Annotated in this window: 25 protein-coding genes, 4 tRNA genes and 1 pseudogene; 9 read left to right on the forward strand and 21 right to left on the reverse strand. The window is 59.4% G+C overall.

What is annotated here, in order from left to right:
• Nucleotides 1–2: 2 nt before the first annotated feature.
• Nucleotides 3–1,346: an aromatic acid/H+ symport family MFS transporter gene (locus KGB29_RS12865; RefSeq protein WP_150813474.1), complete on the reverse strand. Its 1,344-nt coding sequence runs from the start codon at nt 1,344–1,346 to the stop codon at nt 3–5.
• Between the two features lie 219 nt (nt 1,347–1,565).
• Here KGB29_RS12865 and KGB29_RS12870 point away from each other — a divergent pair, with 219 nt between their 5' ends.
• From KGB29_RS12870 to KGB29_RS12885, 4 genes are read left to right on the forward strand one after another with little or no spacing between them, the layout of a single operon-like run.
• A complete protein-coding gene (locus KGB29_RS12870) occupies nt 1,566–2,192 on the forward strand; it encodes a DUF1780 domain-containing protein (protein ID WP_150813475.1) in 627 nt (208 codons plus the stop codon).
• Entirely contained in the window at nt 2,189–2,716 is a 528-nt protein-coding gene (locus tag KGB29_RS12875; protein WP_150813476.1) for an MOSC domain-containing protein, read from the forward strand. Before KGB29_RS12870 ends, KGB29_RS12875 begins: the two co-directional genes overlap by 4 nt.
• A 53-nt stretch (nt 2,717–2,769) precedes the next feature.
• On the forward strand, nt 2,770–2,943 hold the full coding sequence (locus KGB29_RS12880; RefSeq protein WP_007970531.1) for a DUF3094 domain-containing protein: 174 nt from the start codon (nt 2,770–2,772) through the stop codon (nt 2,941–2,943).
• A 60-nt stretch (nt 2,944–3,003) separates the two neighbouring features.
• Nucleotides 3,004–4,302, forward strand: coding sequence for an NAD(P)/FAD-dependent oxidoreductase (locus KGB29_RS12885; protein ID WP_090451465.1), 1,299 nt, complete (start codon nt 3,004–3,006; stop codon nt 4,300–4,302).
• Between the two features lie 175 nt (nt 4,303–4,477).
• On the opposite strand, the gene KGB29_RS12890 is transcribed toward KGB29_RS12885, so the two are convergent.
• From KGB29_RS12890 to rluD, 7 genes are all read right to left on the reverse strand, one after another.
• Nucleotides 4,478–4,554: transfer RNA gene (locus KGB29_RS12890), tRNA-Pro, on the reverse strand.
• A 97-nt stretch (nt 4,555–4,651) separates the two neighbouring features.
• Nucleotides 4,652–4,727: transfer RNA gene (locus KGB29_RS12895), tRNA-Lys, on the reverse strand.
• A 5-nt stretch (nt 4,728–4,732) separates the two neighbouring features.
• Nucleotides 4,733–4,809 (reverse strand) — tRNA-Pro (locus KGB29_RS12900).
• 9 nt (nt 4,810–4,818) lie between these two features.
• Nucleotides 4,819–4,894, reverse strand: a tRNA-Asn gene (locus tag KGB29_RS12905).
• Between the two features lie 300 nt (nt 4,895–5,194).
• A complete protein-coding gene (gene clpB, locus KGB29_RS12910) occupies nt 5,195–7,759 on the reverse strand; it encodes an ATP-dependent chaperone ClpB (RefSeq protein ID WP_057713253.1) in 2,565 nt (854 codons plus the stop codon).
• Nucleotides 7,760–8,054: 295 nt separating this feature from the next.
• Nucleotides 8,055–8,774, reverse strand: a complete 720-nt coding sequence (gene pgeF, locus KGB29_RS12915) for a peptidoglycan editing factor PgeF (RefSeq protein ID WP_150813477.1) — start codon at nt 8,772–8,774, stop codon at nt 8,055–8,057.
• Nucleotides 8,771–9,733: a 23S rRNA pseudouridine(1911/1915/1917) synthase RluD gene (rluD, locus tag KGB29_RS12920; protein ID WP_008052092.1), complete on the reverse strand. Its 963-nt coding sequence runs from the start codon at nt 9,731–9,733 to the stop codon at nt 8,771–8,773. The genes pgeF and rluD overlap by 4 nt, the downstream gene beginning before the upstream one ends.
• 151 nt (nt 9,734–9,884) lie before the next feature.
• Here rluD and KGB29_RS12925 point away from each other — a divergent pair, with 151 nt between their 5' ends.
• The 4 genes and pseudogenes from KGB29_RS12925 to KGB29_RS12940 all read left to right on the forward strand — a co-directional run bounded on the left by KGB29_RS12925 (nt 9,885) and on the right by KGB29_RS12940 (nt 12,949).
• Entirely contained in the window at nt 9,885–10,907 is a 1,023-nt protein-coding gene (locus KGB29_RS12925) for an outer membrane protein assembly factor BamD (protein WP_150813478.1), read from the forward strand.
• 125 nt (nt 10,908–11,032) lie between these two features.
• The gene (locus KGB29_RS12930) at nt 11,033–11,266 is read left to right on the forward strand and encodes a PP0621 family protein (protein ID WP_057713250.1); all 234 of its coding nucleotides are present in this window, start codon (nt 11,033–11,035) and stop codon (nt 11,264–11,266) included.
• 31 nt (nt 11,267–11,297) lie between these two features.
• A pseudogene (locus KGB29_RS12935) lies at nt 11,298–11,615 on the forward strand (hypothetical protein); the annotation flags it as partial.
• Entirely contained in the window at nt 11,612–12,949 is a 1,338-nt protein-coding gene (locus KGB29_RS12940; RefSeq protein WP_150813480.1) for a sigma-54-dependent transcriptional regulator, read from the forward strand. The pseudogene KGB29_RS12935 and the gene KGB29_RS12940, both read left to right, overlap by 4 nt.
• A gap of 129 nt (nt 12,950–13,078) precedes the next feature.
• On the opposite strand, the gene thiO is transcribed toward KGB29_RS12940, so the two are convergent.
• Genes thiO through KGB29_RS12975 form a run of 7 tightly spaced genes read right to left on the reverse strand, consistent with a single transcriptional unit; the run spans nt 13,079 to nt 17,165 of the window.
• Nucleotides 13,079–14,179 carry a glycine oxidase ThiO gene (thiO, locus tag KGB29_RS12945; protein WP_090451471.1) on the reverse strand — a complete coding sequence of 367 codons (1,101 nt, stop codon included), beginning with the start codon at nt 14,177–14,179 and terminating at the stop codon, nt 13,079–13,081.
• A gap of 56 nt (nt 14,180–14,235) precedes the next feature.
• A complete protein-coding gene (locus KGB29_RS12950) occupies nt 14,236–14,637 on the reverse strand; it encodes a type IV pilin protein (protein WP_150813481.1) in 402 nt (133 codons plus the stop codon).
• Nucleotides 14,638–14,651: 14 nt separating this feature from the next.
• Entirely contained in the window at nt 14,652–15,065 is a 414-nt protein-coding gene (locus KGB29_RS12955) for a hypothetical protein (protein ID WP_150813482.1), read from the reverse strand.
• Complete coding sequence (locus tag KGB29_RS12960) at nt 15,052–15,531, reverse strand: PilX N-terminal domain-containing pilus assembly protein (protein WP_150813483.1); 480 nt, start codon at nt 15,529–15,531, stop codon at nt 15,052–15,054. The genes KGB29_RS12955 and KGB29_RS12960 overlap by 14 nt, the downstream gene beginning before the upstream one ends.
• A 10-nt stretch (nt 15,532–15,541) precedes the next feature.
• Complete coding sequence (locus tag KGB29_RS12965; protein ID WP_150813484.1) at nt 15,542–16,249, reverse strand: PilW family protein; 708 nt, start codon at nt 16,247–16,249, stop codon at nt 15,542–15,544.
• Nucleotides 16,246–16,695 carry a type IV pilus modification protein PilV gene (gene pilV, locus KGB29_RS12970; protein WP_150813485.1) on the reverse strand — a complete coding sequence of 150 codons (450 nt, stop codon included), beginning with the start codon at nt 16,693–16,695 and terminating at the stop codon, nt 16,246–16,248. Before pilV ends, KGB29_RS12965 begins: the two co-directional genes overlap by 4 nt.
• Nucleotides 16,692–17,165, reverse strand: a complete 474-nt coding sequence (locus KGB29_RS12975) for a GspH/FimT family pseudopilin (protein WP_150813486.1) — start codon at nt 17,163–17,165, stop codon at nt 16,692–16,694. The genes pilV and KGB29_RS12975 overlap by 4 nt, the downstream gene beginning before the upstream one ends.
• A 130-nt stretch (nt 17,166–17,295) precedes the next feature.
• On the opposite strand from KGB29_RS12975, the gene KGB29_RS12980 reads away from it, so the two are divergent.
• Nucleotides 17,296–17,835: a GspH/FimT family pseudopilin gene (locus tag KGB29_RS12980; protein ID WP_150813487.1), complete on the forward strand. Its 540-nt coding sequence runs from the start codon at nt 17,296–17,298 to the stop codon at nt 17,833–17,835.
• Here the strand turns inward: KGB29_RS12980 and ispH are convergent.
• The 6 genes from ispH to murJ form a co-directional block, all read right to left on the reverse strand.
• Nucleotides 17,804–18,751: a 4-hydroxy-3-methylbut-2-enyl diphosphate reductase gene (ispH, locus tag KGB29_RS12985; protein ID WP_150813488.1), complete on the reverse strand. Its 948-nt coding sequence runs from the start codon at nt 18,749–18,751 to the stop codon at nt 17,804–17,806. The genes KGB29_RS12980 and ispH overlap by 32 nt on opposite strands.
• Before the next feature lie 168 nt (nt 18,752–18,919).
• On the reverse strand, nt 18,920–19,357 hold the full coding sequence (gene fkpB / locus KGB29_RS12990) for an FKBP-type peptidyl-prolyl cis-trans isomerase (RefSeq protein WP_172435403.1): 438 nt from the start codon (nt 19,355–19,357) through the stop codon (nt 18,920–18,922).
• 7 nt (nt 19,358–19,364) lie between these two features.
• Nucleotides 19,365–19,877: a signal peptidase II gene (lspA, locus tag KGB29_RS12995; protein ID WP_007970932.1), complete on the reverse strand. Its 513-nt coding sequence runs from the start codon at nt 19,875–19,877 to the stop codon at nt 19,365–19,367.
• Nucleotides 19,870–22,701, reverse strand: a complete 2,832-nt coding sequence (gene ileS / locus KGB29_RS13000; protein WP_150813489.1) for an isoleucine--tRNA ligase — start codon at nt 22,699–22,701, stop codon at nt 19,870–19,872. Before ileS ends, lspA begins: the two co-directional genes overlap by 8 nt.
• Before the next feature lie 13 nt (nt 22,702–22,714).
• On the reverse strand, nt 22,715–23,653 hold the full coding sequence (gene ribF, locus KGB29_RS13005) for a bifunctional riboflavin kinase/FAD synthetase (RefSeq protein WP_173677972.1): 939 nt from the start codon (nt 23,651–23,653) through the stop codon (nt 22,715–22,717).
• A 129-nt stretch (nt 23,654–23,782) separates the two neighbouring features.
• On the reverse strand, nt 23,783–25,321 hold the full coding sequence (gene murJ / locus KGB29_RS13010; protein ID WP_150813490.1) for a murein biosynthesis integral membrane protein MurJ: 1,539 nt from the start codon (nt 25,319–25,321) through the stop codon (nt 23,783–23,785).
• Nucleotides 25,322–25,536 lie beyond the last annotated feature (215 nt).

The following is a 25,536-nucleotide window of genomic DNA, read 5'->3' on the forward strand; positions in this document are numbered from 1 at the left end:
ATTCAGGCACCGGTCGCTGACAACGCTGGGTTGAGGTCGGCAGCGCTGCGTCGGCTGCTGATGGCGAACACGGTCATGGCCAGGGCCGCCACCGCACCGGGCAAGGCAAACGCCATGAAGTTCAGTTGCAGGGGCAAGCTGATCCCGAGCAAGGCACCCCCCAGCAGCGGACCGACGATGGCCCCGTTGCGCCCAATGCCCGACGCCCAGCCCAGACCGGTAGACCGAATCGTCATGGAGTAAAACTGCGCGGCACAGGCGTACAAAAGAATCTGCGAGCCAATGGTGGTGGCACCCGCAATGGCGATCAGCAAGTACAACACCGGCATCGGGCTGTTGAAGCCCAACAGCGTGATCGACACCGCCGCCATGGCGAAAAACACCGCCAGCACTCTCGGCAGATTGAGTTTGTCGCCCAGCACCCCGCCACCGACCGCGCCGAAGATCGCCCCGAAGTTCAACACCAGCAGGAACGACAGGCTCGAACCCAGGCTGTAACCGGCATTGGCCATCAGTTTCGGCAGCCAGGAACTCAGCGCGTACACCATCAACAGGCAGCAGAAAAACGCCAGCCACAGCATCAGCGTGCGCAGCGCACGGCCTTCACGGAACAACTGCAACACCGGGGTGCCCGTGCCTTTCACTTCGGCCATGTGCAATTGATCAGAGGTTTGCGCGACGTAGGCCGGATCGATGCGCTGAAGAATATTGCGCGCCTCTTCATTACGCCCCTGACGCAACATGAAGCCCACCGATTCGGGCAGGAAATACATGATCAGCGGCAACAACAGCAACGGCAGGACCGCCACGTAAAACACCGACTGCCAGCCGAAACTCGGGATCAGCACAATGCCCAGTCCGGCGGACAGCATGCCGCCCACCGAGTAACCGCTGAACATGATCGCGACCAGAGTGCTGCGGATTTTTTTCGGCGCGTACTCGTTCATCAGTGCCACGACGTTAGGCATCACGCCGCCAATGCCGAGCCCGGCAATGAAGCGACAGAGGCCAAACTCGGTGGGGTTTCGGGCGAAACCATTGAGCACGGTGAAGCCACTGAAGAGCATCACGCAGATCGTGATGGCTTTTTTGCGACCGATCCTGTCCGACAGCGGACCGAAGAACAGCGCACCGAACATCATGCCGAACAGTGCATAACTGCCCAGTGCACCGGCTTGCAGAGGACTGAGCCCCCACTCTTTCATCAGCATCGGCAAGACCACGCCGTAGATCACCAGATCGTAACCGTCGAAGATGATGATCAGGGCACACCAGAACAGCACCATCCAGTGAAAGCGGTTGAAGCGAGCGTTGTCGATAACCTCATGTACGTCGATCTTGCGCATGGCATATATCTCTTGTTGTTGTTTTTTTAGAGCGTCGGTAACACGGCTTACGTCCGTACAGCCGAGGGTAGAGCCGCCCGATGCGTGGCAATATCCAGTGCGCGCAGATCACTATCCATTTTGTGCAGAGCCCTGAAACGGGCATGTGAACGAGAGGCATTGACCCTCTCCGACAAATTGTCTTCTTTGCGATCACGTTTGAACGCTAAGCTTGGGCCTATGGATGACTCAGATTATTTACGCCTGCTGACCATCGCGGCCGAGCAAGCCAATGCGTTCCTGTCCAATGCCCGCAAGTGGGAGCGTGAGCGTTGGGTCTGCCAGCGCCTGCTGCAAGGCTTGAACATTCCCTATCGCGCCGATGAGTTCGCCCCCGCCGGGGAGCCGCCGGATGTGTTGTTTCGCGATGCCAGTTTCGAGGTGTTCTTCGTGCTCGACGAGGGCCGGCGCCTCAACGATGAATGGCGCGACGAACTGCAACGCCGACGCAGCGCGTTTTCCCTGAGCCAACTGGTGCGCCGCGAGGCCAAGCCACGACGTATCCCCGCCAACGAGTTCTTGCTGCGATTGGCGCCGACCTTGCGCAAAAAAGCGCACAACTACAAAGAGCGCGGCATGGATCTGGGTGAGCTGGACATCATTGCCTTCGCCAGCCTCAAACGCGAAATACTGGACCTCAACAGCCATTTCCCGCCGCCGACCGAATACCTGCGCCAGGGCTGGCGCTCGCTGTCATTGGTTGGGCCGACATTCGCCCGCGTGCTGTTCGCTCACCCGGATGCGCCGGACTTCTTGCGCAGCAACCTGGGGCGCAGCATTGTGTTCGACGTCGGGATCAGTCTGTGAGCCCGCTGCAGGAGCTGATCGCCGAGGTGCCACAACAGGGTCGTGTACGCTGGATCGGCGTGCGCCCGCAATCACGTTCGGCGATGCTTGAACTCGATGCCGTGGAGGCGCGCCTGGAGGCCGGCCTGACCGGCGACCACGCCCGCCCCGGCGTGCGCAATGCGCGGCAAGTAACGCTGATTCAGTGGGAGCACCTGGCGGTGATCAGTTCACTGATGGGGCGAGCACAGGATCATCCGGTCCGGCCTGAAGATCTGCGGCGCAATCTCGTTATCAGTGGCATCAATCTGTTCAGCCTGAAGGGCCGCCGCTTCCGGATCGGCCAGGCAACGTTCGAAACCACCGGCTGGTGCCAGCCCTGCGCGCGCCTGGAAAGCAACCTGGGCATCGGCACCTTTCAGGCCGTGCGCGGACATGGCGGAATCACTGCCCGGGTGTTACAAAGTGGCATCATTCGCCTGGACGACATCGTTAGCATCGAACCCATTCCGGACAGCGGCTATGCTGCGTTCAACCCTGGGTAAAAACACTGTAGCTTCTACACATTCAGCAACGTCTACTCCTGACGAGGCCCGATATGACCAGCCGCCTGAACCCCGACGACCAAAAGCATGTCGAAGAGTACCTGCAGTTGTCCCAGCACCAAGTCGAGCGCCGGCCTTTCCGGCCGTGGATGCTCCTTGTACTGGTATTGGCAGTGACCATTGGTCTGGGCCTGTTGAGCCGACTTATCAGTTACTTGACGCTATGAGCTGCCTTGCGCTCGCTCGGGTAATTGCACCGATTTCTTTTAGCCTTGCGAGTTATCCTTATGTCCCATCGTATTGTCATTGTCGGCGGCGGCGCCGGCGGTCTGGAGTTGGCTACCCGTCTGGGTAAGACTCTGGGCAAGCGCGGTACGGCCAGCGTGATGCTGGTCGACGCGAACCTGACCCACATCTGGAAACCGTTGTTGCACGAAGTGGCGGCCGGTTCCCTGAACTCTTCCGAAGACGAACTCAACTATGTCGCCCAGGCCAAATGGAACCACTTCGAGTTCCAGCTGGGGCGCATGAGCGGACTCGATCGCGCGAAGAAAAAAATCCAGCTGGCTGCCACTTATGACGAAGCCGGTCTGGAGCTGGTGCCGGCCCGCGAAGTGCCTTACGACTCGCTGGTGATCTCCGTCGGCAGCACCACCAACGATTTTGGCACCCAGGGCGCGGCGCAACACTGCCTGTTCCTCGACACCCGCAAACAGGCCGAGCGTTTCCACCAACAACTGCTCAATCACTATTTGCGCGCGCACGCCGGTCAGACCGACACGATCGAGCAAATCAGCGTGGCCATCGTCGGCGCCGGTGCCACCGGGGTCGAACTGGCCGCCGAACTGCACAACGCCGCCCACGAATTGGCAGCCTATGGCCTGGACCGGATCAAACCGGAAAACATGCACATCACCCTGATCGAAGCCGGTCCACGGGTGCTGCCGGCGCTGCCGGAGCGCATTGGCGGGCCTGTGCATAAAACCCTGGAGAAACTCGGGGTCAACGTCATGACCAATGCCGCTGTCAGCGAAGTGACGGCCGACAGCCTGATCACCGCCGACGGCAACGAAATCAAGGCCAGCCTGAAAGTCTGGGCCGCGGGGATTCGCGCACCGGGTTTCCTCAAGGACATCGATGGCCTGGAAACCAACCGCATCAATCAGCTGCAAGTGCTGCCGACCCTGCAAACCACCCGTGACGAAAACATCTTCGCGTTCGGTGATTGCGCCGCCTGCCCGCAACCGGGTAGCGACCGCAATGTACCGCCACGGGCCCAGGCCGCTCACCAACAGGCTTCGCTGCTGGCCAAATCGTTGAAACTGCGCATCGAAGGCAAGGCGTTGCCGGAGTACAAGTACACCGACTACGGCTCGCTGATCTCGCTGTCGCGTTTTTCGGCTGTGGGTAACTTGATGGGCAACCTCACCGGCAGCGTGATGCTCGAAGGCTGGCTGGCGCGGATGTTCTACGTGTCGCTGTACCGCATGCACCAGATGGCGCTGTACGGGCCGTTCCGCACAGCGATGCTGATGCTCGGCAGCAAGATCGGACGTGGCACCGAGCCGCGCCTGAAGTTGCACTAAAACACCCCCTTGTGGGAGCGGGCTTGCTCGCGAAGAGGCCATGTCATTCAGCATTTATGTCGACTGACACACTGCCTTCGCGAGCAAGCCCGCTCCCACATTGGTTTTGCGGCGTTCTTGAGTTTCCTGCGGACAAAAAAAATCCCCGTATCTTTCGATACGAGGATTTTTAATATGGTCGGGGTAAGGGGATTCGAACTCCTGACATCCTGCTCCCAAAGCAGGCGCGCTACCGGACTGCGCTATACCCCGGTAAAAAAAAGGCACCTTCGGGAGGCGCCTTCTGCGAACAGAGCTTTTGGCGTCTGATCTTAAGATTCGATTCCAGTTTTTAACCTGGTTTCAAAAATGGTGGGTCGTGTGGGATTCGAACCTACGACCAATTGGTTAAAAGCCAACTGCTCTACCAACTGAGCTAACGACCCAAAAATGGTCGGGGTAAGGGGATTCGAACTCCTGACATCCTGCTCCCAAAGCAGGCGCGCTACCGGACTGCGCTATACCCCGGTTTGAAATTGGCTCCGTGACCAGGACTCGAACCTGGGACCCAATGATTAACAGTCATTTGCTCTACCGACTGAGCTATCACGGAACTACACATTTCAATTTACAACTTTGAAGCTTTACTGCGTTCTCTTCAACCCGTTCGCATCGCTGCGTTCGTGTGTCTGAGGCGCGCTATTCTACAATCTTCAGCACCTCTGTCAACCCCCTAAATTGCTTTCAAGTTAATGATTTTCAACTTATTTTGGATTCCTGCCTTGTGAGCCGAAACCCTGGCGGGTGACTTACTGCGGGGCGCACTTTACAAGCCTTTTCCTTTGAGTTCAACAGCCTAACGAAAAAAAGGCCTCACAATGCGAGGCCTTTTCAATTTTGTTGCCGATCTGGATCAGACGAAGACGATTTCGTCGTTTTCCACCACACCATGAGCCGTGTCGCCCGGCATGAATCGACCGGACAGTATCAACTGCGCCAGCGGGTTCTCGATCCAGCGCTGGATAGCGCGCTTGAGCGGCCGTGCGCCGTACACCGGGTCGTAACCGACCGCGATCAGCTTGTCCATGGCTTCAGGGCTGAGCTCAAGCTTCAGCTCCCGCTCGGTCAGGCGGCTGCGCAGGCGGCCCAGCTGGATCTCGGTAATGCCGGCGATCTGATCCCGCGCCAACGGCTCGAAGATCACCACTTCGTCGACCCGGTTGATGAACTCCGGCCGGAAGTGGCTGGAAATCGCATCCATCACCGCTGCACGCTGCGCCTCACGATCACCGACCAGTTCCTGGATCTGCACCGACCCCAGGTTGGAAGTCATGACAATCACGGTGTTCTTGAAATCCACCGTGCGGCCATGGCTGTCGGTCAGACGACCGTCTTCGAGCACTTGCAGCAAGATGTTGAACACATCCGGGTGCGCCTTCTCGACTTCGTCCATGAGGATCACCGAGTACGGCTTGCGACGTACGGCCTCGGTCAGGTAACCGCCCTCTTCATACCCCACATAGCCTGGTGGCGCACCGATCAAGCGAGCCACGGAATGTTTCTCCATGAACTCGGACATGTCGATCCGCACCATCGCCTCTTCGGTATCAAAGAGGAATTCGGCCAGGGCCTTGCACAGCTCGGTTTTACCGACACCGGTCGGGCCGAGGAACATGAACGAGCCGCTTGGCCGGTTCGGGTCGGACAACCCGGCGCGAGAACGCCGCACCGCATTGGAAACCGCAACGACCGCTTCGTCCTGGCCGATCACACGCTGGTGCAACAGGCTTTCCATCTTCATCAGTTTTTCGCGCTCGCCTTCGAGCATTTTCGACACAGGAATACCGGTCCACTTCGAAACCACTTCGGCGATCTCTTCCTCAGTCACCTTGCTGCGCAGCAGCTGGTTTTCGGGTTTGCCATGCTGGTCGACCATTTGCAGGCTGCGTTCCAGGTCCGGGATCACGCCGTACTGCAACTCCGCCATGCGATTCAGATCGCCTTTGCGGCGGGCCGTTTCCAGCTCCTGACGGGACTGCTCGATTTTCTGCTGGATCTGCGCAGAACCCTGGACCTCAGCTTTTTCCGAGTTCCAGATTTCTTCGAGATCCGAGTACTCACGCTCTAGACGTGCGATTTCTTCCTGCAGTTTTTCCAGACGTTTCTTCGCCGCGTCGTCGCTTTCTTTCTTCAGCGCCTGGGATTCCACCTTCAACTGAATCAGGCGACGCTCCAGACGGTCCAGCACTTCCGGCTTGGAGTCGATCTCCATGCGGATGCGGCTGGCGGCTTCATCGATCAGGTCGATGGCCTTGTCCGGCAACTGCCGGTCAGTGATGTAGCGATGGCTGAGCTTGGCCGCGGCAATGATCGCGCCGTCGGTAATCGCCACCTTGTGGTGAACCTCATAACGCTCCTTGAGGCCACGCAGGATGGCGATGGTGTCTTCTTCGCTCGGCTCGTCCACCAGCACTTTCTGGAAACGTCGCTCGAGAGCGGCGTCCTTCTCAATGTATTGGCGGTACTCGTTGAGCGTAGTGGCGCCCACACAGTGCAGCTCACCGCGGGCCAGGGCCGGCTTGAGCATGTTGCCCGCATCCATCGAACCTTCGCCCTTGCCGGCGCCGACCATGGTGTGCAGTTCGTCGATGAACAGAATGATCTGCCCTTCCTGCTTCGACAGCTCATTGAGCAGGGATTTCAGGCGCTCTTCGAACTCACCGCGATACTTGGCACCGGCGATCAGCGCCCCCATGTCCAGGGACAACAGGCGCTTGCCCTTGAGGCCATCCGGCACTTCGCCATTGATGATGCGCTGGGCCAGGCCTTCGGCGATGGCGGTTTTACCCACGCCAGGCTCACCGATCAGCACCGGGTTGTTCTTGGTACGACGTTGCAGCACCTGGATGGTCCGGCGAATCTCATCGTCACGGCCAATCACCGGGTCGAGCTTGCCGTCTTCGGCGCGCTTGGTCAGGTCGACGGTGTATTTATCCAGCGCCTGACGGGACTCTTCGTGGTTGGCGTCGTTTACCGCTTCGCCGCCACGCAGGTTGTTGATCGCATTTTCCAGGGCTTTCTTGCTCACGCCTTGGCCGAGCAATAGCTTGCCGAGCTTGCTGTTCTCGTCCATGGCGGCGAGCAGCACCAGCTCGCTGGAGATGAACTGGTCGCCCTTCTGCTGGGCCAGACGGTCGGCCTGGTTGAGCAGGCGCGCCAGATCCTGCGACATGTTCACGTCGCCGGTCGGGTTCTGGATTTTCGGTAGCTGGTCGAGCTCTTTGGTCAGCTCTTTACGCAGACTGTTGACGTCGAAGCCCACCTGCATCAACAGGGGCTTGATCGAGCCACCCTGCTGTTCGAGCAAGGCTTGCATCAAGTGCGCCGGTTCGATGGCCGGATGATCGAGGCCGACTGCCAGGGATTGGGCATCGGACAACGCTAACTGCAATTTGCTGGTTAAACGGTCTATACGCATGGGTCACCTTCCTTTTGAGCAGGCCGGACCTATAAAACATCCTGAATGAAGAAACCTGCCAGATACCACAATAGATGTGGTCGATTCTGGGAGTTTCAAGCGTCGGGACGTTGATGCAGGTCAGGCAAGTCTAGCGGTCGCGCCCTGCCTTACGAATACGTTCCTCTTTGGCGAGTGGCTGTTGTCGTCAGGCAAGGCGCCGCGACGAGTCATAGCCCGCTATGGCGAGGAGCGGCAACGCAGCATGACGGCAACAGACGCCGTCAAAGAGGAACAGTATTCGTGAGACAGGGCGCTACAGCCAGATCAGTGAGGCGAATCGGCCAGTGCGGGGCGCACGACGGTAAGAAAAGAAGCGAGGATCGGTCACGGTGCAGAAACCGCCACCATAGACAGCCGTTACACCGCGAGCCGCCAGACGCAAACGCGCCAGCATATAGATGTCAGCCATGAACTTGCCGGGGTTTTGACTTGGCACGAAGGCTTCTGCGGCTTGAGGCAGTTGCTGCACGAAGGTTTCGCGCACTTCCGGGCCGACTTCAAAGGCTTGTGGGCCAATGGCCGGACCGAGCCACACCAATACCTCGGCAGGCGGTACCGCCAGACTGTCGAGCGTAGCTTCCAGCACACCCGCCGCCAACCCGCGCCAACCGGCATGAGCTGCCGCGACGCGAGTACCGGCACGGTCGCAAAACAGCGCAGGCAGGCAATCGGCGGTCATCGCCGCGCAGGCGACGCCCGGCGTTGATGTCCAACTGGCATCGGCAGTGTCCACCCGGCCTGGATCGGCATGGGCCACGACAATCCCGTGAACCTGCTGCAGCCAGGCCGGTTGAATGGAGAAATGATCGGTCAGACGACGGCGATTCTCGGCAACAGCTTCAGGGCTGTCGTCGACGTGATCGCCGAGATTGAGGCTGTCGAACGGCGCCAGACTGACGCCGCCCGCTCGGGTGGTCACACAGGCTTTGACCCCGGCCGGCGCGGGCCAGTCAGGAATCAGCCAGTCACTCATCCGATGAACGCCTCACGGTCTTGCTTGAGCAGGGTCAGCAACCAGACGAAATCTTCCGGCAATGGGGATTCCCAGCTCATGCGCTGACCGGTGGTCGGATGATCCAGTTCCAGGAAACGCGCATGCAGCGCCTGACGCGGAAAGTTTTTCAGCGACTCGACCATGGTTGGGTTGGCGGCCGGCGGAATACGGAAACGACCGCCATAGGCAGGATCTCCGACCAACGGATAGTTGATGTGCGCCATGTGCACGCGAATCTGGTGCGTACGACCGGTTTCCAGTTTCACTCGCACATGGGTGTGGGAGCGGAAGCGTTCGAGCACGCGGTAATGGCTGACGGCTTGCTTGCCACCCTCCATCACAGCCATGCGCTGGCGTTGCTGGCCGTGACGACCGATCGGCGCGTTGATCTTGCCACCGGCTGTCACCACACCGATCACGATGCACTCGTAGATCCGGCTGACGCTGCGGCTCTGCAACTGTGTAACCAGCTGCGTCTGCGCTTGAATGGTCTTGGCCACCACCATCAGACCGGTGGTGTCCTTGTCCAGGCGATGCACGATACCGGCGCGGGGCACATTGATGATGTCCGGCACGTGGTGCAGCAAGGCGTTGAGCAAGGTGCCGTCGGCATGACCGGCAGCCGGGTGCACCACCAGGCCCGCAGGCTTGTTGATCACCAGGATGTCGTCGTCTTCATAGACGATATCCAGGGCTATGTCTTGAGCGACCCATTCGCCCTGAGCTTCCTGCTCGGCAGTCAGCTCAAGGATGGCGCCGCCGTGGACGATGTCTCGCGGGCGGATAACCGCCCCATCCACAGTCAGGCGGCCGTCTTTGATCCAGGCGGAAAGGCGCGAGCGCGAGTGCTCAGCGAATAATTGTGCGGCGACTTGATCGAGGCGTTGGCCGCCCAATTCGGACGGCACCTCTGCGCGAAGTTCAATTTTATCGGACATGCTCAGACTAGGCGTCGGCACAGCCTTTGGTTTCGGCTGCGCGCTTGTGGTTAAATACGGCGTCTTTTGCCCCGAGGCTATTCAACGGGGCACTCATCATAACAGGACGGCCACGCCCAAGACAGCGGCCGTCATAGGGACGCAAGCCGCCATGCAAGTGAAACACCTGCTGCTGATCGCCATCCTCGCATTGACCGCTGCTTGCTCATCGAAGGAAGTCGTAGACGAAAACCTCAGTGAAGTCGAGCTGTACCAACAGGCTCAAAATGACCTGGACAACAGTAGCTACACCAGTGCCATCGCCAAGCTGAAGGCTCTGGAATCGCGTTATCCGTTCGGTCGCTATGCCGATCAGGCGCAACTCGAACTCATCTACGCCAACTACAAGAACACCGAGCCAGAAGCGGCCAAGTCCGCTGCGGAACGCTTCATTCGCCTGCACCCACAGCATCCGAACGTCGATTATGCCTACTACCTCAAAGGCCTGACTTCTTTCGACCAGGACGTCGGCCTGCTGGCGCGTTTCCTGCCGCTGGACATGACCAAGCGTGACCCGGGCGCCGCCCGCGACTCCTATAACGAGTTCGCCCAGCTGACCAGCCGCTTCCCGAACAGCCGTTACGCACCGGATGCCAAGCAGCGCATGATCTATCTGCGCAACCTGCTGGCGGCCTACGAAATTCACGTGGCCGACTACTACCTGACCCGTCAGGCCTATGTCGCCGCCGCGAACCGCGGTCGTTACGTGGTGGAAAACTTCCAGGAAACCCCTTCGGTCGGCGACGGCCTGGCGGTGATGACCGAGGCCTACCAGCGCCTGCACCTGGACGAACTGGCTGCCACCAGCCTGGAAACCCTGAAGCTCAACTACCCGAACCACCCGACGCTGGTGGACGGCCAGTTCGTACCGACCGTCGCCGAAGCGGACAACCGTTCGTGGCTGAGCAAGGCGACCCTGGGCCTGATCGAGTCCCGTCCACCGCTGCCACCGGGCGAAACCCGCGCCAACCAGGACGTACAGAGGCAGTTCCAGGACGCCAAGGACGCCATCCCGAGCGAGCTCAAGCCTAAAGACGACAATGGCGACGTGATCGAAGAAGAAAATCACGAAGCGGAAGGCAACAACAGTGACCGCTCGTGGTTCAGCTACATGACCTTCGGCGTGTTCGACTGACACCCCGGGTTGTGCAAAAAGGGAGACTTTCGAGTCTCCCTTTTTTATTTCAGCGCTTTATTACACTGTGCGCCTGTCAGGTCCTTGGCTAAACTGCCGCTTCATCAATCAAAAAGCTGCTCACCATGCTTCGTTTATTGTTCTGGATTGCCCTGATTGCCGCTGCAGTGTGGTTCTGGCGCAAGTTCAAGGGTCAGGCTTCCACCCCCAGGCCCCCTGCCGAGCGGGACGCGGCGCCCATGGTCCGTTGCGCCCATTGTGGCGTCCACCTGCCCCGCGACCGCGCGCTGAGCCTCGACCAACGATGGTATTGCAGCCAGGCTCACCTCGAGCAAGACAAGGATTCCAGCGGCCGCTGACACGTCACCCGAAATAGCGGCCGATTAAGGACTATCGCGCGCACCCAAGGAACTGAAAGGCGCAGATCGACGTCTGACACAGATTATTCAAGACCTCTCTCTGCGAATGAACCGGGTAATCGAAAACGTCCTGCACCTGCAGCGCCGCGAGCAAATGTCGCCGCTACGGCTCGAGCTGAAATCACTGGAAATACTCGAAAATAAAGCCCCAGCCCGCCATATCAGGGGCCTGGGGCTTTATCTGTCCGGCCAGCCGGGCGAAAGCATTCCGTCCCGCCTAAACTTCAAGGCACGCCAGGAAAGCGGCTGCTTTTGCATGACCTTTGCTCACGGACGGAACCTACGTTGAACACCAAACCACGACAAAAAGTCTTGATTGTCGATGACGAACCGGACATTCGCGAACTCCTGGAAATCACCCTGGGAAGGATGAAGCTGGAGACGTTCAACGCCCGCAACGTCGGCGAAGCGCAATCCCTGCTCAAACGCGAAACCTTCGATCTATGCCTGACCGACATGCAGTTGCCGGACGGTACCGGCCTGGAGCTGGTGCAGCACATCCAGCAACGCCACCCCCGGGTCCAGGTGGCGATGATCACCGCCTATGACAGTCTCGAAAACGCGATCAATGTGCTCAAGGCCGGGGCATTCGACTTCCTGACCAAACCGGTGGACCTTACGCGTCTGCGTGAGCTGGTCACCAGCGCCCTGCTGGTTCCTGCCCGCGGGGTCGGCATCGATCGTCGCTTGCTGGGCGACTCATTGCCCATGCGCAACCTGCGCGAACACATCACCAAACTGGCCGGCAGCCATGCGACGGTATACATCAGCGGAGAGTCCGGCAGCGGCAAGGAGTTGGTCGCGCGCCTGATCCACGATCAAAGCCCTCGCGCCAATCAGCCGTTCATTGCGATCAACTGCGCGGCGATTCCCTCGGAACTGTTGGAGAGCGAGTTTTTCGGCCATCGCAAAGGCAGCTTCAGCGGCGCCATCGAAGACAAGCCCGGCCTGTTCCAGACAGCCCACGGCGGCACCCTGCTCCTCGATGAAGTCGCCGACCTGCCGCTGTCCATGCAAGTCAAATTGCTGCGCGCGATTCAGGAGAAATCCGTACGCTGCGTCGGCGGTCAGCAGGAAGTGGCGGTGGATGTGCGCATTCTCTGCGCCACGCACAAGGACCTTGGCGCCGAAGTCGCCGCCGGACGATTTCGTCATGATCTTTACTACCGTTTGAACGTGATCGAACTCCGGGTGCCGCCCTTGCGCGAGCGCCGTGATGACATCGAAATGCTAGCCAGCCACATTCTCAAGCGACTGGCCGCCGATACCGGTCAACCTGCGGCGAGACTCCACCCCCAAGCCCTCGATGCGCTGAAGAGCTATCGCTTCCCGGGCAATGTGCGGGAACTGGAAAACATGCTCGAACGGGCGCACACCTTGTGTGAGAACAAACAGATCGAAGCCGGCGACCTGCGCCTGGCTGAAGGCAACTGTGGGGCTGAGGGTGGCGTGCCGGACCTGACCCGGATCGACAATCTGGAAGCCTACCTGGAAAACATCGAACGCCAACTACTGCTCCAGGCCCTGGAGGAAACCCGCTGGAACCGCACGGCGGCGGCTCAGCGGTTGAACCTGTCATTCAGGTCGATGCGCTATAGGCTCAAGAAGTTTGGATTGGATTGAGGCCCTTATCGCGAGCAAGCTCGCTCCCACAGGGTCATTGGTGAACACAACAACTGCGAACACCTCAGAACCATTGCAGGAGCGAACTTGCTCGCGATAGCGACCGGGTAAACGACTGCGATCCAGCAGTCAGAGCCGCCCGGCAGGCGCATAAGGCGCCGGATCGATAATCGGCGCACGGCCCAGCATTACATCGGCAAACAGCTGGCATGACGCTGGCGCCAGCACCAGCCCGTTTCGGTAATGCCCGCAGTTGAGCCAGAGCCCATCAAAACCCGGCACCGGGCCGATGTAGGGAATGCCCTCGGGTGATCCCGGGCGCAATCCGGCCCAATGCCCCACCACTTCGGCATCGGCCAGCGCCGGGATCAATTCCACCGCGGACGCCTTCAGGCTTTCCAGTGCCGACCCGGTCGGCGTCTTGTCAAAGCCTTCATGCTCCAGCGTACTGCCGATCAGTATGTGCCCATCGCGCCGGGGAATCGCATAACGGCCCTTGGCCAGGACCATGCTCGGCAGGAAATCCGCCGCACACTTGTAGAGAATCATCTGCCCTTTCACCGGCTCGACCGGCAGCGTCAGATCAAGAAGCTTGAGCAAATCACCGCTCCAGGCCCCCGCCGTCAGGACGACTTGATCGCCCGGAACAGTACCTGTGGAGGTCTGCACGCCGACCACTTTATTGCCCTCACGAACAAACCCGCTGACTTCGCACTGCTCATGGATCGTCACGTTCGGCAACGCCAGCAATGCAGCCTTGAGTGACTTCACCAGACGCGGATTACGCACATTGGCGACGTCGGCCATGTAGATCGCCCGGGAAAAACCGCTGCCCAGCACCGGCACGGCGTCGTGTGCTGCCGAAATATCCACCGCGCTAAGCGGGCGATTTTCCCGGACAGCCCAAGCCAGCGCTTCAGCCTCGTCATCCAGATCCAACCAGTACAGACCGGTGGTGTGCACTTCAGGATCAACGCCAGTGGCGGCAAACAAGCGCTCGCCCAGCTGTGGATAAAAGTCCTGGGACCAGTGAGCCAACGCGGTGACCGCCGGGCTGTATCGCCACGGGTAAAGCGGCGAAACGATGCCGCCGCCGGCCCAGGACGATTCCTGGCCGACGCTCGAGCGATCCAGCAGCACAACGCTTTGCACTTCGGAGGCGAGATTGAAGGCCGTCAGCAATCCAATCACCCCACCGCCGACAATCACCACTTGCTGTTGCCTGGTCATGTTCTGATCCAATCGTTAAATAGACAGAGGGTACAAAAGGCACCCGAAATAGAAACTCAGCGCCCCCAGCAGTCTTTGCTGGTCAGGCCGGATTTCGCGTTGACCATACCGAGCACACCGGTGTTGGTGATGGTCAGATCACCGCACTTGTCAGTGGCCATGCTCGAGTCAGCCTTGCGCACCGCCGTCAGCAGAAAAGTCTGGTCGGTCAGGGTCGGTGTGATGCTGTAGTAATCATTGCCGGCACTGAGGCCCGTCGCATCGGTGTAGGCATTTTTCTGCGAGTAGAAGCGCTCCAGGAGCTGCGCCTGCTCCGAGAGCAGACCGGCTACTTCCGCGCGACGGCCCTTGTTCAGGTATTCGGTGAAACTCGGGGCAGCAATGGTCATGACAATACCGATGATCGCAATCACGATCATGATTTCGATCAGGGTAAAACCGCGGTTGGAACTACGCATGCCTCAATTCTCACTCACTGTATTTGTCGCCACATGATGCGACGGCTGCCGCCGGATTTTTCCATCCCCGCAGTACCGTCGCCAGTGGAATCGTTCACGACCCCGCCATTGTCGCTGGCGTCCTGGGTCGAATGCTCCCCGATAAAGATCACGCCATCGGATAACGTGTCGCTGTTGTCGACCACTCCATCGGCGTTGCTGTCGAGCATCTTAACGCTGATCGCAGCGGGCAGCTTCAGGCAGACGGCCTTCAACCCCTGATTGCCATGGTAAAAACCATACCAGTTGCCATTGGCCAGACAGGTGGGCCGGTTCAGCGCTGGCGAATCCGCTGATGTGGCAGCGTGCGCCGACACCGACAGGTTAAGCGCGACGACGGCACCAAACAGTTGTGGCCATAACCTGACAGGTCGCTCAGTACTTCGCATAGATGCTCTCCACCACACTGCGCGAATGCCCCGCGATGCCGACTGCCGTTACCCGATACAACATCGCCGGGGTATTGATTGGCACATTCACCGCATCTTGGCTGTCACCAATATTTTGCACACCATAAAAGCCGTTGCCCGATGCAATCCAGGTCACTCCGGAAGAAGCGTTGAAACCGGCAGCGGTAATAGTCGAAGACTCGGACGGTGGCGCACATTGAACGATGCCGCTACAAACAGGTAGCGCATAACTGTCCCGTTGCACTGTACTCTCGCCCACCCGCAATGCGGCTTCGGCACGCTGAAACGACTGGTTGCGCAAGGCGACGCTACCGGCCATTTTTTCCTGCAGGGTGGCGCTTTGCATCGATGAAAGGCCAATCAACGTCAGCAAGAGCAAGAACACCAGGCTGACCAATAGGGCCATGCCGCGCTGGGTGTAACACGTCATGGGAGACCGATTCATTGGCACCCTCTCATGGCAAGCGGTTGCGCAGAGCGGCAACCACATTGAAGGTTTGATCGCTCACGCGGTGATTCGGATCGGTGAGGGTCAGGCTCAGGCGAACGCTACGAATCAGCGCGGGGTTCGGCGGGTTGCTGCTGTAGCGCGAAGCAGCCAGATCAGTGGCCGTACTGGCCAGGCCGAAGCTCACGTCGAAAGCGCTGACGTTATCCACCAATACCTGGTCTGCTGCGGCCCCGCCCTTCATGAGCAGTTGGTTGTTGTTGAAGCTGTAAATCAGCCGCCGGATCGGAAATGCCAGTTGCCCTGCCACTGGTGTCCGACCTTCACTGTAGGCCGTCGAATTGGTTCTACAATCGGAAAGTACGGTCCAGTCCGGCTTGTCGCCGTTGCTGCCGACATCCGCCGTAACCAGCGTCAAACTGCGACTGCCATTGTCCCAACGGATCGGCGTTACACGATTGGCATGGAAATCACCGTTCTTGCTGGAATCAGTGATCCTTTCCAGGCAACCGAACATCCCGACCATGCGAATCTCCTGAATCATTTTGCTCAACACGAAACGTGCGTCCTCCTGCATGTTCGCGGCCGCATTCTGGCTGAGATAGGTGTTCTTGGCCGCGATGAAAACCTGCACCACGCCCAGCACCACGATCAGGCTCAACGCCATGGCGATCAGCAACTCGACCAGGCTAAAACCCTTGCTGCGGCGCCTCACGGGATCACCATCGGATCAATGGCCGCGCGGCTGCTCAGGATGAAGCTGCGTCGCGAATCGGCAGTATTCGCGGCCCGTGAGTCGTCCCAGGTAATAGTGATGGTGTACACCTGCCGGTTAACGGTAACACTGCCCGTCGCGGAGGCTCCGAGTGAACTGACGATGTTGGCGTTGAAATCAAACAGATCCTGATCCCGGGTAACGTCCGGATTGCCCGAGGCCGGCGGCGCAATGGTGTAATCCGCTGCGGCGTTGGCGCGAATGCGGTCCATCAGGTCGTAGGCGATAAAACTGGCCTGACTGGTCATGCGCGCACTGTCCGTGTACTTCAGCGCATTGAGCTGAACCGCCGCAGCCCCCAGCAGGCTCACTCCCAGAATGACTAACGCCACCAGGACTTCGACCAGCGTCATGCCCTCCTGCGCGCCTTGCCTCCCTGCCCTCATCCGCAATTTCCACCCAATAGAATTCGTCCGTTCAAACACACCGTCAGCGTCCTGCTTTGTGCGCCCCGCCCATAGCTGATCACCACCTCTGAGGACGGTGATGACAATCCGCCCATACTGTTGAAATCGATGGCAGTGACGTCAGAGGTTAGCGCCAGTGTTGCACCGCCGCTCATCGCCGGAACAACCCGCAATACATTGGCCAAAGCGCCAGTACCGTCGTAAACCGTCAGTTCCCCACTCCAGACATCCCCACCGGCCGTCGGTCGCACCCGTGTGGCATTGCCCCGATCGATGGCTTCAAGCCGGGCAAAATTCAGGGCTCGTCGCAGGTCAGCGATTTCAGTATCCGCCCTCGTTGTTTGCATCGAGCGGGTAAACGCCGGGACAGCCAGAGTCAGCAGAATCAGAAGGATCGCCATCGCGACCAGCAACTCGATCAGCGTGAAACCTTTTGTAGGATGATCCATCGGGGCCTTCTGCTTCCTTCGGCTATACCTGCTCTTGCGCAGCACAACATTCGAGCGATGCGGTGCGTTTGCGTTGCCATTTCTCGTGCAGGGATTGCGCGGGCTACAGCACACCACGGAGGGAGATGTCATGCGGCAACAAGGCTTCAGCCTGATCGAACTGCTCATGGGACTGGCAATTACAGGAATTGTTCTGCATTTGGTCAGCCCGGCGTTCGAAACGCTGATCGAGTCGAACCAGAGACAGCAAGCGGCGCAGGCCCTTTTCAGCAGTATTCGCACTGCCCGGAGCGAAGCCATCGTCCGCAACGAGGCCGTGGTGATTCACGGCATCAATGGCGACTGGAGCCAAGGCTGGCGGATGATTCTGGATATCAGCGGCAAGGGGGAGATGGACAGCGACAATCCACTGCTGGCCGAACGCCAGAGCGGCGCACGCGTGTCGATTGTGGGGAACGGTCCGGTCGAAAGTTCCATACGATTCAGAGGTCAGGGCGAGTCACTGATTGGAGGGACGTTATACATTTGCACCGTTCGCGAACCGGTAAGCCAACATCAAGTGGTGTTGGCACGGACCGGTCGCGTCAGCCTGCGCAACGACAAGGTTGGACAGCCGTTATGCGAAAAAGGGAATAAATTCAGAGCAACGAACGAACGCGCAGTTCTTTAGGCATAGAGAACGTGATGTTCTCCTCGCGACCTGCCAATTCATCGGCTCCGGTGGCACCCCAGGCCTGCAACTGCTGGATCACGCCGCGCACCAGGACTTCCGGGGCGGATGCGCCAGCGGTGATGCCGATACGCTCGACGCCGTCGAACCAGCTCTGTTGCAGGTCTTCGGCGCCGTCGATCAGGTAGGCCGGAGTGGACATGCGCTCTGCCAATTCGCGCAAGCGATTGGAGTTCGAGCTGTTCGGACTGCCGACCACCAGCACCACATCACATTCGTCGGCCAGTTGCTTGACCGCGTCCTGACGGTTTTGCGTGGCGTAGCAAATGTCGTCCTTGCGCGGTCCACCGATGGCCGGGAAGCGCGCACGCAGAGCGTCGATAACGCGACTGGTATCGTCCATCGACAATGTGGTCTGGGTCACGAAGGCGAGCGCTTCAGGGTTTTTCACCTGCAAAGCCGCGACATCCTTCTCGTCTTCGACCAGGTAGATCGCGCCGCCATTGCCAGCATCGTACTGGCCCATGGTGCCTTCGACTTCCGGGTGACCGGCGTGGCCGATGAGAATGCACTCTCGGCCGTCACGGCTGTAGCGCGCCACTTCGATGTGGACTTTGGTCACCAGCGGGCACGTGGCGTCGAACACTTTCAACCCACGGCCAGCCGCTTCGCTGCGCACGGCCTGGGAAACGCCGTGGGCACTGAAGATCACGATGACGTCGTCCGGCACCTGGTCCAGCTCTTCGACGAAGATCGCACCACGGGAGCGCAGGTCTTCGACGACAAATTTGTTGTGGACCACTTCGTGGCGTACATAGATCGGCGGCCCGAAGACTTCCAGGGCGCGGTTGACGATTTCGATCGCCCGGTCCACACCGGCGCAGAAGCCACGGGGGTTGGCGAGTTTGATTTGCATGCTGTGCCTCGTGTCTTGCGCGCGAAAACAATGAAAAACAAACTGTGGGAGCGAGCTTGCTCGCGATGGCGGAGTGTCAGTCAATATCAAAATTGAATGTCAGGCACTCATCGCGAGCAAGCTCGCTCCCACAGGGTCCGGTGGCAACAGAAGCTGCCCCGTAATGCCTTACAGCGCTTTGACGGAGATGATCTCTACGTCAAAGGTCAACGTCTTGCCCGCCAGCGGGTGGTTGAAGTCGATGGTCACTTGCGCGTCATCGAACTCTTTGACCACGCCCGGCAATTCAGTATTGGCCGCATCGTTGAAGATCACCAGCAAACCTGGCGACAGCTCCATGTCCTGGAACTGTGAACGCGGGATGATCTGCACGTTTTGCGGGTTGGGCTGGCCGAAAGCGTTTTCCGGCTCGATGCTCAGCGTGCGCTTGTCACCGGCCTTGAAACCGAACAGCGCCGCTTCGAAACCTGGCAACAGGTTGCCGTCACCGACCTTGAAGGTCGCCGGGGCTTTATCGAAGGTGCTGTCCACCGTGTCGCCGTTCTCCAGGCGCAATGCGAAATGCAAGGTGACTTCCGTGTTCTGGCCGATGCGTTGCTCAGCCAATACCTGTTCAGTCATGAACGGTTTCTCCGGTCTTTTTACTTTTGAACATATCCAGTGCCAGCATGACAGCACCAACCGTGATTGCGCTGTCGGCAAAGTTGAACGCCGGGAAATACCAGCGATTCTGCCAATGCACCAGAATGAAATCGATCACATGGCCCAGGGCAATGCGGTCATACAGATTGCCCAGCGCGCCGCCGAGCACCAGTGCCAGCGCAACCGCCAGCCAGGTCTCGTTGCGCCCCAGACGCTTGAGCCACACCACCAGCACCGCACTGACCACGACAGCGATCAACGCGAATAGCCAGCGCTGCCAGCCGGAGCTGTCAGCCAGGAAGCTGAATGCCGCGCCAGTGTTGTAGGCCAGGGTCCAGCTGAAGTAATCGGGGATGATTACGATCTGCTGGTACATCTGGAGCTTGCCTTCGAAGTAGAACTTGCTGGCCTGGTCGATGACCAGGACCAGCAAACTCAACCAGAGCCAGCTCAGCCGTCCGAAACGGCCAACGGCATTAGGCATAGTGACGGACCTCGCCAGCGCCGCTGATGTTGTCGACGCAACGGCCGCAGATTTCCGGATGCTCCGGGTTCACACCGACGTCTTCACGGCAGTGCCAGCAACGAGCGCACTTGGCGTGGCCCGACTTGACGATTTTCAGCTTCAGGCCGCTGACTTCAGTGACCACGGCATCGGCCGGTGCTTGCACCAATGGCGCAACACTGGCGGTCGAAGTGATCAGTACAAAGCGCAGTTCGTTGCTCAACTTGGCCAGGTCGGCGGTGAGCGCGTCTTCGGCGAACAGCGTCACTTCGGCCTGCAGGTTGCCACCGACAGCCTTGGCTGCACGCTGGATTTCCATTTCCTTGTTGACCGCGACCTTGACCGCCATGATCCGGTCCCAGTAAGCGCGATCCAGCTCGATGCCTTCCGGCAGTTCGCTCAGGCCTTCGTACCAGGTGTTGAGCATGACAGACTCGTTACGCTCGCCCGGCAGGTACTGCCACAGTTCGTCGGCGGTGAACGCCAGGATCGGCGCGATCCAGCGCACCAGCGCCTCGGAGATGTGGAATAGCGCAGTCTGGCAGGAACGACGGGCCTTGCTGTCGGCTCCAGTGGTGTACTGACGATCCTTGATGATATCGAGGTAGAAGCCGCCCAGTTCCTGCACGCAGAAGTTGTGGATCTTCGAGTACACGTTCCAGAAGCGGTATTCGCCGTAGTGCTCTTGCAGTTCGCGTTGCAACAGCAGGGTACGGTCCACGGCCCAACGGTCCAGAGCCAGCATTTCTTCGGCCGGCAGCAGGTCGGTGGCCGGGTTGAAGCCGGTCAGGTTCGAAAGCAGGAAACGCGCGGTGTTACGGATACGCCGGTAGGCGTCCGCACTACGTTGCAGGATCTGCTCGGAAACCGCCATTTCACCCGAATAGTCGGTCGAAGCGACCCACAGACGCATGATGTCGGCACCCAGGGTGTCGTTGACTTTCTGTGGCGCGATCACGTTGCCCAGGGACTTGGACATCTTGCGGCCGGACTCGTCGACCGTGAAGCCGTGAGTCAGCAGTTCGCGATACGGTGCGTGGTTATCGATGGCGCAACCGGTCAGCAGCGACGAGTGGAACCAGCCACGGTGTTGGTCCGAACCTTCCAGGTACAGGTCGGCGCGCGGGCCGGTTTCGTGACCCATCGGGTGCGAACCGCGCAGAACGTGCCAGTGCGTAGTACCCGAGTCGAACCAGACGTCGAGGGTGTCGCTGATCTTGTCGTACTGCGGCGCTTCATCGCCCAGCAGTTCGGCGGCGTCCAGCTTGAACCAGGCCTCGATGCCTTCGACTTCAACACGCTTGGCAACTTCTTCCATCAGCTCGACGGTTCGTGGGTGCAGCTCGCCGCTTTCCTTGTTCAGGAAGAACGGGATCGGCACGCCCCAGTTGCGCTGACGGGAAATGCACCAGTCCGGACGGTTGGCGATCATCGAGTGCAGGCGCGCCTGGCCCCAGGCCGGAACGAACTGGGTCTCTTCGATGGCTTTGAGCGAACGCTGGCGCAGGGTGTCGCCGGTGGTCGGCTGCTTGTCCATGCCGATGAACCACTGCGCGGTGGCGCGGTAGATCAGCGGGGTCTTGTGGCGCCAGCAGTGCATGTAGCTGTGTTCGATGACGGTGGTGTGCAGCAACGCACCGACTTCGGTCAGTTTGTCGACGATGGCCGGGTTGGCCTTCCAGATGAACTGGCCGCCGAAGAATTCCAGCGACGGAACGTAAACGCCGTTGCTTTGGACCGGATTGAGGATGTCATCGTTGACCATGCCGTACTTCTTGCAGGTCACGAAGTCGTCCACGCCGTAGGCCGGAGATGAGTGAACCACACCGGTGCCGGCGCCCAGTTCAACGTAGTCGGCCAGGTAAACCGGCGACAGACGGTCGTAGAACGGGTGACGGAAGTTGATCAGTTCCAGCGCTTTACCGGTGGTGGTCGCAACGACCGAGCCTTCCAGCGAGTAGCGCGCCAGGCACGACTCGACCAGTTCTTCCGCCAGCACCAGCAGTTTGTCGCCGACGTCGACCAGGGCGTAGTTGAATTCCGGGTGAACGTTCAGCGCCTGGTTGGCCGGAATGGTCCACGGGGTGGTGGTCCAGATCACGATCGAGGCAGGCTTGGCCAGCGACGGCAGACCGAAAGCGGCAGCCAGTTTGGCTTCATCGGCAATCGGGAAGGCCACGTCGATGGTCGAGGACTTCTTGTTTTCGTACTCGACTTCCGCTTCGGCCAGGGCCGAACCGCAGTCGAAGCACCAGTTCACAGGCTTCAAGCCCTTGAACACGAAACCGCCCTTGACGATTTCGGCCAAGGCACGGATTTCACCGGCCTCGTTCTTGAAGTCCATGGTCTTGTACGGGTTGGCGAAGTCACCCAGCACACCCAGGCGGATGAACTCGGACTTCTGCCCTTCGATCTGCTCGGTGGCGTAGGCCCGGCACAGTTCGCGGGTCTTGTCCGCGCCCAGGTTCTTGCCGTGGGTCACTTCGACCTTGTGCTCGATCGGCAGGCCGTGGCAGTCCCAGCCCGGAACATAAGGCGCGTCGAAGCCCGACAGGGTCTTCGAGCGGATGATCATGTCCTTGAGAATCTTGTTCAGCGCATGACCGATGTGAATCGAGCCGTTGGCGTACGGAGGGCCGTCGTGCAATACGAACTTCGGACGATCCTTGCCAATCTCGCGCAACTTTCCGTACAGGCCAATACTGTCCCAGCGCTGCAGGATCTGCGGTTCGCGCTGTGGCAGGCCGGCCTTCATTGGGAAGGCGGTGTCCGGAAGGTTTAGCGTGGCTTTATAGTCGGTCATTTAAGGCTCTTCATTAGCGATGGGCGCTAGGTGCGGCTAGTGCACGGGCGGCGGCGACATCCGCGTTGATCGCCGTTTTCAACGCCTCCAGAGAGGCGAAACGCTGCTCTTCACGCAGCTTGTGGTGGAAAACCACCGTTAAACGCCGGTCATACAGATCGCCGGCAAAATCTAAAAGATGTATTTCGAGGTGGGCCTTGCCATCACCTTGTACCGTTGGCCGCACGCCGATATTGGCGACGCCTGGCCAGGTCTTGCCGTCGATGTCGACGTTGACCAGGTAAACCCCGGAAAGCGGAACGCGACGGCGCTTGAGTTGTATGTTGGCCGTGGGCGTACCCAACTGGCGAGCCAGCTTCTGGCCGTGGAGTACCCGCCCGGTAATCTGGAACGGCCGACCCAGCAGTCGCTCGGCCAAGGCAAAATCAGCTGCGGCCAGGGCATTGCGGACCTGAGTGCTGCTGACGCGAATACCGTCCAGCTCAACGGTTTGCGCCGCCTCGACGGTAAAACCCTGAACGATGCCGGCCTGCTGCAGGAAATCGAAATCTCCCGCGCGGTCACAGCCGAAACGGAAGTCATCCCCGACCTCCAGGTGCTGGACGCCAAGACCGTCGACCAGAATGGTATCGACGAACTCACTGGCACTGAGCTTGCTCAGGCGCTGGTTGAAAGCCAGGCACAGAACACGGTCGACGCCTTCGGCAGCCAGCAATTGCAGCTTGTCCCGCAGGCGGGCCAGACGGGCCGGCGCGGTGTCCGGAGCGAAGAACTCTCGCGGTTGCGGCTCGAAAATCACCACGCAGCTGGGCACGCCCAACTCCAGCGCACGCTCACGCAGGCGCGCCAGGATAGCCTGGTGGCCGCGGTGTACACCGTCAAAGTTGCCAATAGTGGCGACACAGCCCCGATGCCGGGGGCGCAGATTGTGGAGGCCTCGAACCAGCTGCATAACGCGCTTCTTGCTCATAAAGTGGTCGATTATAACCACACCCGGCGGCCGACGACAGGCAACACCGTAACCCAAAGTGATCGAGCCGACAAAACCGCCGGCTCGCCCGTGTTTATCAAGGCCAGAACCTCAGCCCAGCGCCTTGCGATTGAAGTCGCGCAAACGGAAGCCCATCAACACTAACATGCCGAAATAAGCCACCACACCGGCAACTACCAAGGCACCCAGACGCAGGAAACGCTCAAGCATCTGCCCCTCGCCCCAGGCAGGCATGAAATGCATCCCTGCCAGCAACACGCCAGACATCACCGCTACCGCAACCACCAGCTTGAAGCCGAACTTTGCCCAGCCCGGTTGCGGCTGGTACATCTGCTGTTTACGCAGTTGATAGAAGAGCAGCCCTGCATTGAGGCAGGCGCCGGCGCTGATGGCGAGCGCCAGGCCCGCGTGAGCCAGCGGACCGATCAGCAACAGGTTGAACAACTGAGTGACGACCAACGTGAAAATTGCGATTTTTACCGGCGTGCGGATGTTTTGTTGCGCATAAAAGCCCGGCGCGAGCACTTTGATCACGATAATTCCGAGCAAACCGACGGAGTAGGCGACCAACGCGCGCTGAGTCATGGCCGCATCATGAGCATCAAACTGGCCGTACTGGAACAGCGAAACCGTCAACGGCTCGGCCAGAATCCCCAGCGCGAAGGCGCAAGGCAATACCAGCACGAAGCATAGACGCAGGCCCCAATCGAGGATGCGCGAGTATTCGTGGCGATCCTTGCTGGCGTAAGTCTTGGCCAGAGTCGGCAGCAGAATCGTCCCCAGCGCCACGCCCAACACGCCGGATGGCAACTCCATCAAACGGTCGGCGTAGTACATCCAGGACACGGAACCTGCGACCAGGAACGAAGCGAAAATCGTATTGATGATCAACGAGATCTGGCTCACCGATACCCCGAGAATCGCCGGCAACATCTGTTTCATCACCCGCCAGACGCCGCTGTCGCGCAGGTTCAGGCGCGGTAACACCAGCATGCCGATCTTTTTCAGGTGCGGCAGTTGATAGAGCAACTGTGCCAGTCCACCCACCAGCACCGCCCAACCGAGCGCCATTACGGGCGGATCGAAGTACGGTGTCAGGAACAACGCAAAAATAATCATGCTGACGTTGAGCAGCGTCGGCACGAATGCCGGGACCGAAAAACGGTTCCAGGTGTTGAGGATCGCACCCGCCAGCGACGACAGGGAAATCAGCAATATGTAAGGAAAGGTCACCCGCAACAGGCTCGTGGTCAGCTCGAACTTCTCGGGCGTATCGATGAAACCCGGCGCGGTCACCCAGATGACCCACGGGGCGGCAATCATGCCCAATGCCGTGACGAGTGCCAGCACCAGCGTCAGCAGGCCGGAAACATATGCAATGAAGGTTCGCGTCGCCTCATCCCCTTTCTGACTTTTATATTCGGCAAGAATCGGTACGAATGCCTGGGAAAACGCCCCTTCGGCAAAAATCCGCCGCAACAGATTGGGCAGTTTGAAGGCGATGAAGAAGGCGTCTGTCGCCATTCCCGCGCCGAATGCACGCGCAATAAGGGTGTCACGAACAAATCCCAAAACCCGGGAAAGCATCGTGATAGAGCTGACGGCGGCCAACGATTTGAGCAGATTCATTGAAAGAGTTTGTGCCTGTCGATAAACAGCAGGCGAACTACGCGCCCACTTATGCGATACTCCGCGCCGCAACAGCACAGAGCCAAAGCTCGCGAGTTTACAGGTCGCACGCTGGAAAGAAATATCCAGAGGTGTAGCACCTACCACTTAGCGGAACGTCTCAACCGCCCTTGACAAGACCTCAACTCATCGGCATGATTCGCGGCCTATTTTGT

The sequence above is a fragment of the Pseudomonas sp. BF-B-30 genome (assembly GCF_019956305.1).
GTDB classification, from domain to species: domain Bacteria; phylum Pseudomonadota; class Gammaproteobacteria; order Pseudomonadales; family Pseudomonadaceae; genus Aquipseudomonas; species Aquipseudomonas jessenii.

What these genes read in the sequence shown, in the direction of transcription:
- KGB29_RS12865 (WP_150813474.1), bottom strand. Translation starts at nt 1,346, where the DNA reads ATGCGCAAGATCGACGTACATGAGGTTATCGACAACGCTCGCTTCAAC.
- KGB29_RS12870 (WP_150813475.1), top strand. Translation starts at nt 1,566, where the DNA reads ATGGATGACTCAGATTATTTACGCCTGCTGACCATCGCGGCCGAGCAA.
- KGB29_RS12880 (WP_007970531.1), top strand. Translation starts at nt 2,770, where the DNA reads ATGACCAGCCGCCTGAACCCCGACGACCAAAAGCATGTCGAAGAGTAC.
- KGB29_RS12885 (WP_090451465.1), top strand. Translation starts at nt 3,004, where the DNA reads ATGTCCCATCGTATTGTCATTGTCGGCGGCGGCGCCGGCGGTCTGGAG.
- clpB (WP_057713253.1), bottom strand. Translation starts at nt 7,759, where the DNA reads ATGCGTATAGACCGTTTAACCAGCAAATTGCAGTTAGCGTTGTCCGAT.
- pgeF (WP_150813477.1), bottom strand. Translation starts at nt 8,774, where the DNA reads ATGAGTGACTGGCTGATTCCTGACTGGCCCGCGCCGGCCGGGGTCAAA.
- rluD (WP_008052092.1), bottom strand. Translation starts at nt 9,733, where the DNA reads ATGTCCGATAAAATTGAACTTCGCGCAGAGGTGCCGTCCGAATTGGGC.
- KGB29_RS12925 (WP_150813478.1), top strand. Translation starts at nt 9,885, where the DNA reads ATGCAAGTGAAACACCTGCTGCTGATCGCCATCCTCGCATTGACCGCT.
- KGB29_RS12930 (WP_057713250.1), top strand. Translation starts at nt 11,033, where the DNA reads ATGCTTCGTTTATTGTTCTGGATTGCCCTGATTGCCGCTGCAGTGTGG.
- thiO (WP_090451471.1), bottom strand. Translation starts at nt 14,179, where the DNA reads ATGACCAGGCAACAGCAAGTGGTGATTGTCGGCGGTGGGGTGATTGGA.
- KGB29_RS12950 (WP_150813481.1), bottom strand. Translation starts at nt 14,637, where the DNA reads ATGCGTAGTTCCAACCGCGGTTTTACCCTGATCGAAATCATGATCGTG.
- KGB29_RS12955 (WP_150813482.1), bottom strand. Translation starts at nt 15,065, where the DNA reads ATGCGAAGTACTGAGCGACCTGTCAGGTTATGGCCACAACTGTTTGGT.
- KGB29_RS12960 (WP_150813483.1), bottom strand. Translation starts at nt 15,531, where the DNA reads ATGAATCGGTCTCCCATGACGTGTTACACCCAGCGCGGCATGGCCCTA.
- pilV (WP_150813485.1), bottom strand. Translation starts at nt 16,695, where the DNA reads ATGAGGGCAGGGAGGCAAGGCGCGCAGGAGGGCATGACGCTGGTCGAA.
- KGB29_RS12975 (WP_150813486.1), bottom strand. Translation starts at nt 17,165, where the DNA reads ATGGATCATCCTACAAAAGGTTTCACGCTGATCGAGTTGCTGGTCGCG.
- KGB29_RS12980 (WP_150813487.1), top strand. Translation starts at nt 17,296, where the DNA reads ATGCGGCAACAAGGCTTCAGCCTGATCGAACTGCTCATGGGACTGGCA.
- ispH (WP_150813488.1), bottom strand. Translation starts at nt 18,751, where the DNA reads ATGCAAATCAAACTCGCCAACCCCCGTGGCTTCTGCGCCGGTGTGGAC.
- lspA (WP_007970932.1), bottom strand. Translation starts at nt 19,877, where the DNA reads ATGCCTAATGCCGTTGGCCGTTTCGGACGGCTGAGCTGGCTCTGGTTG.
- ileS (WP_150813489.1), bottom strand. Translation starts at nt 22,701, where the DNA reads ATGACCGACTATAAAGCCACGCTAAACCTTCCGGACACCGCCTTCCCA.
- ribF (WP_173677972.1), bottom strand. Translation starts at nt 23,653, where the DNA reads ATGCAGCTGGTTCGAGGCCTCCACAATCTGCGCCCCCGGCATCGGGGC.
- murJ (WP_150813490.1), bottom strand. Translation starts at nt 25,321, where the DNA reads ATGAATCTGCTCAAATCGTTGGCCGCCGTCAGCTCTATCACGATGCTT.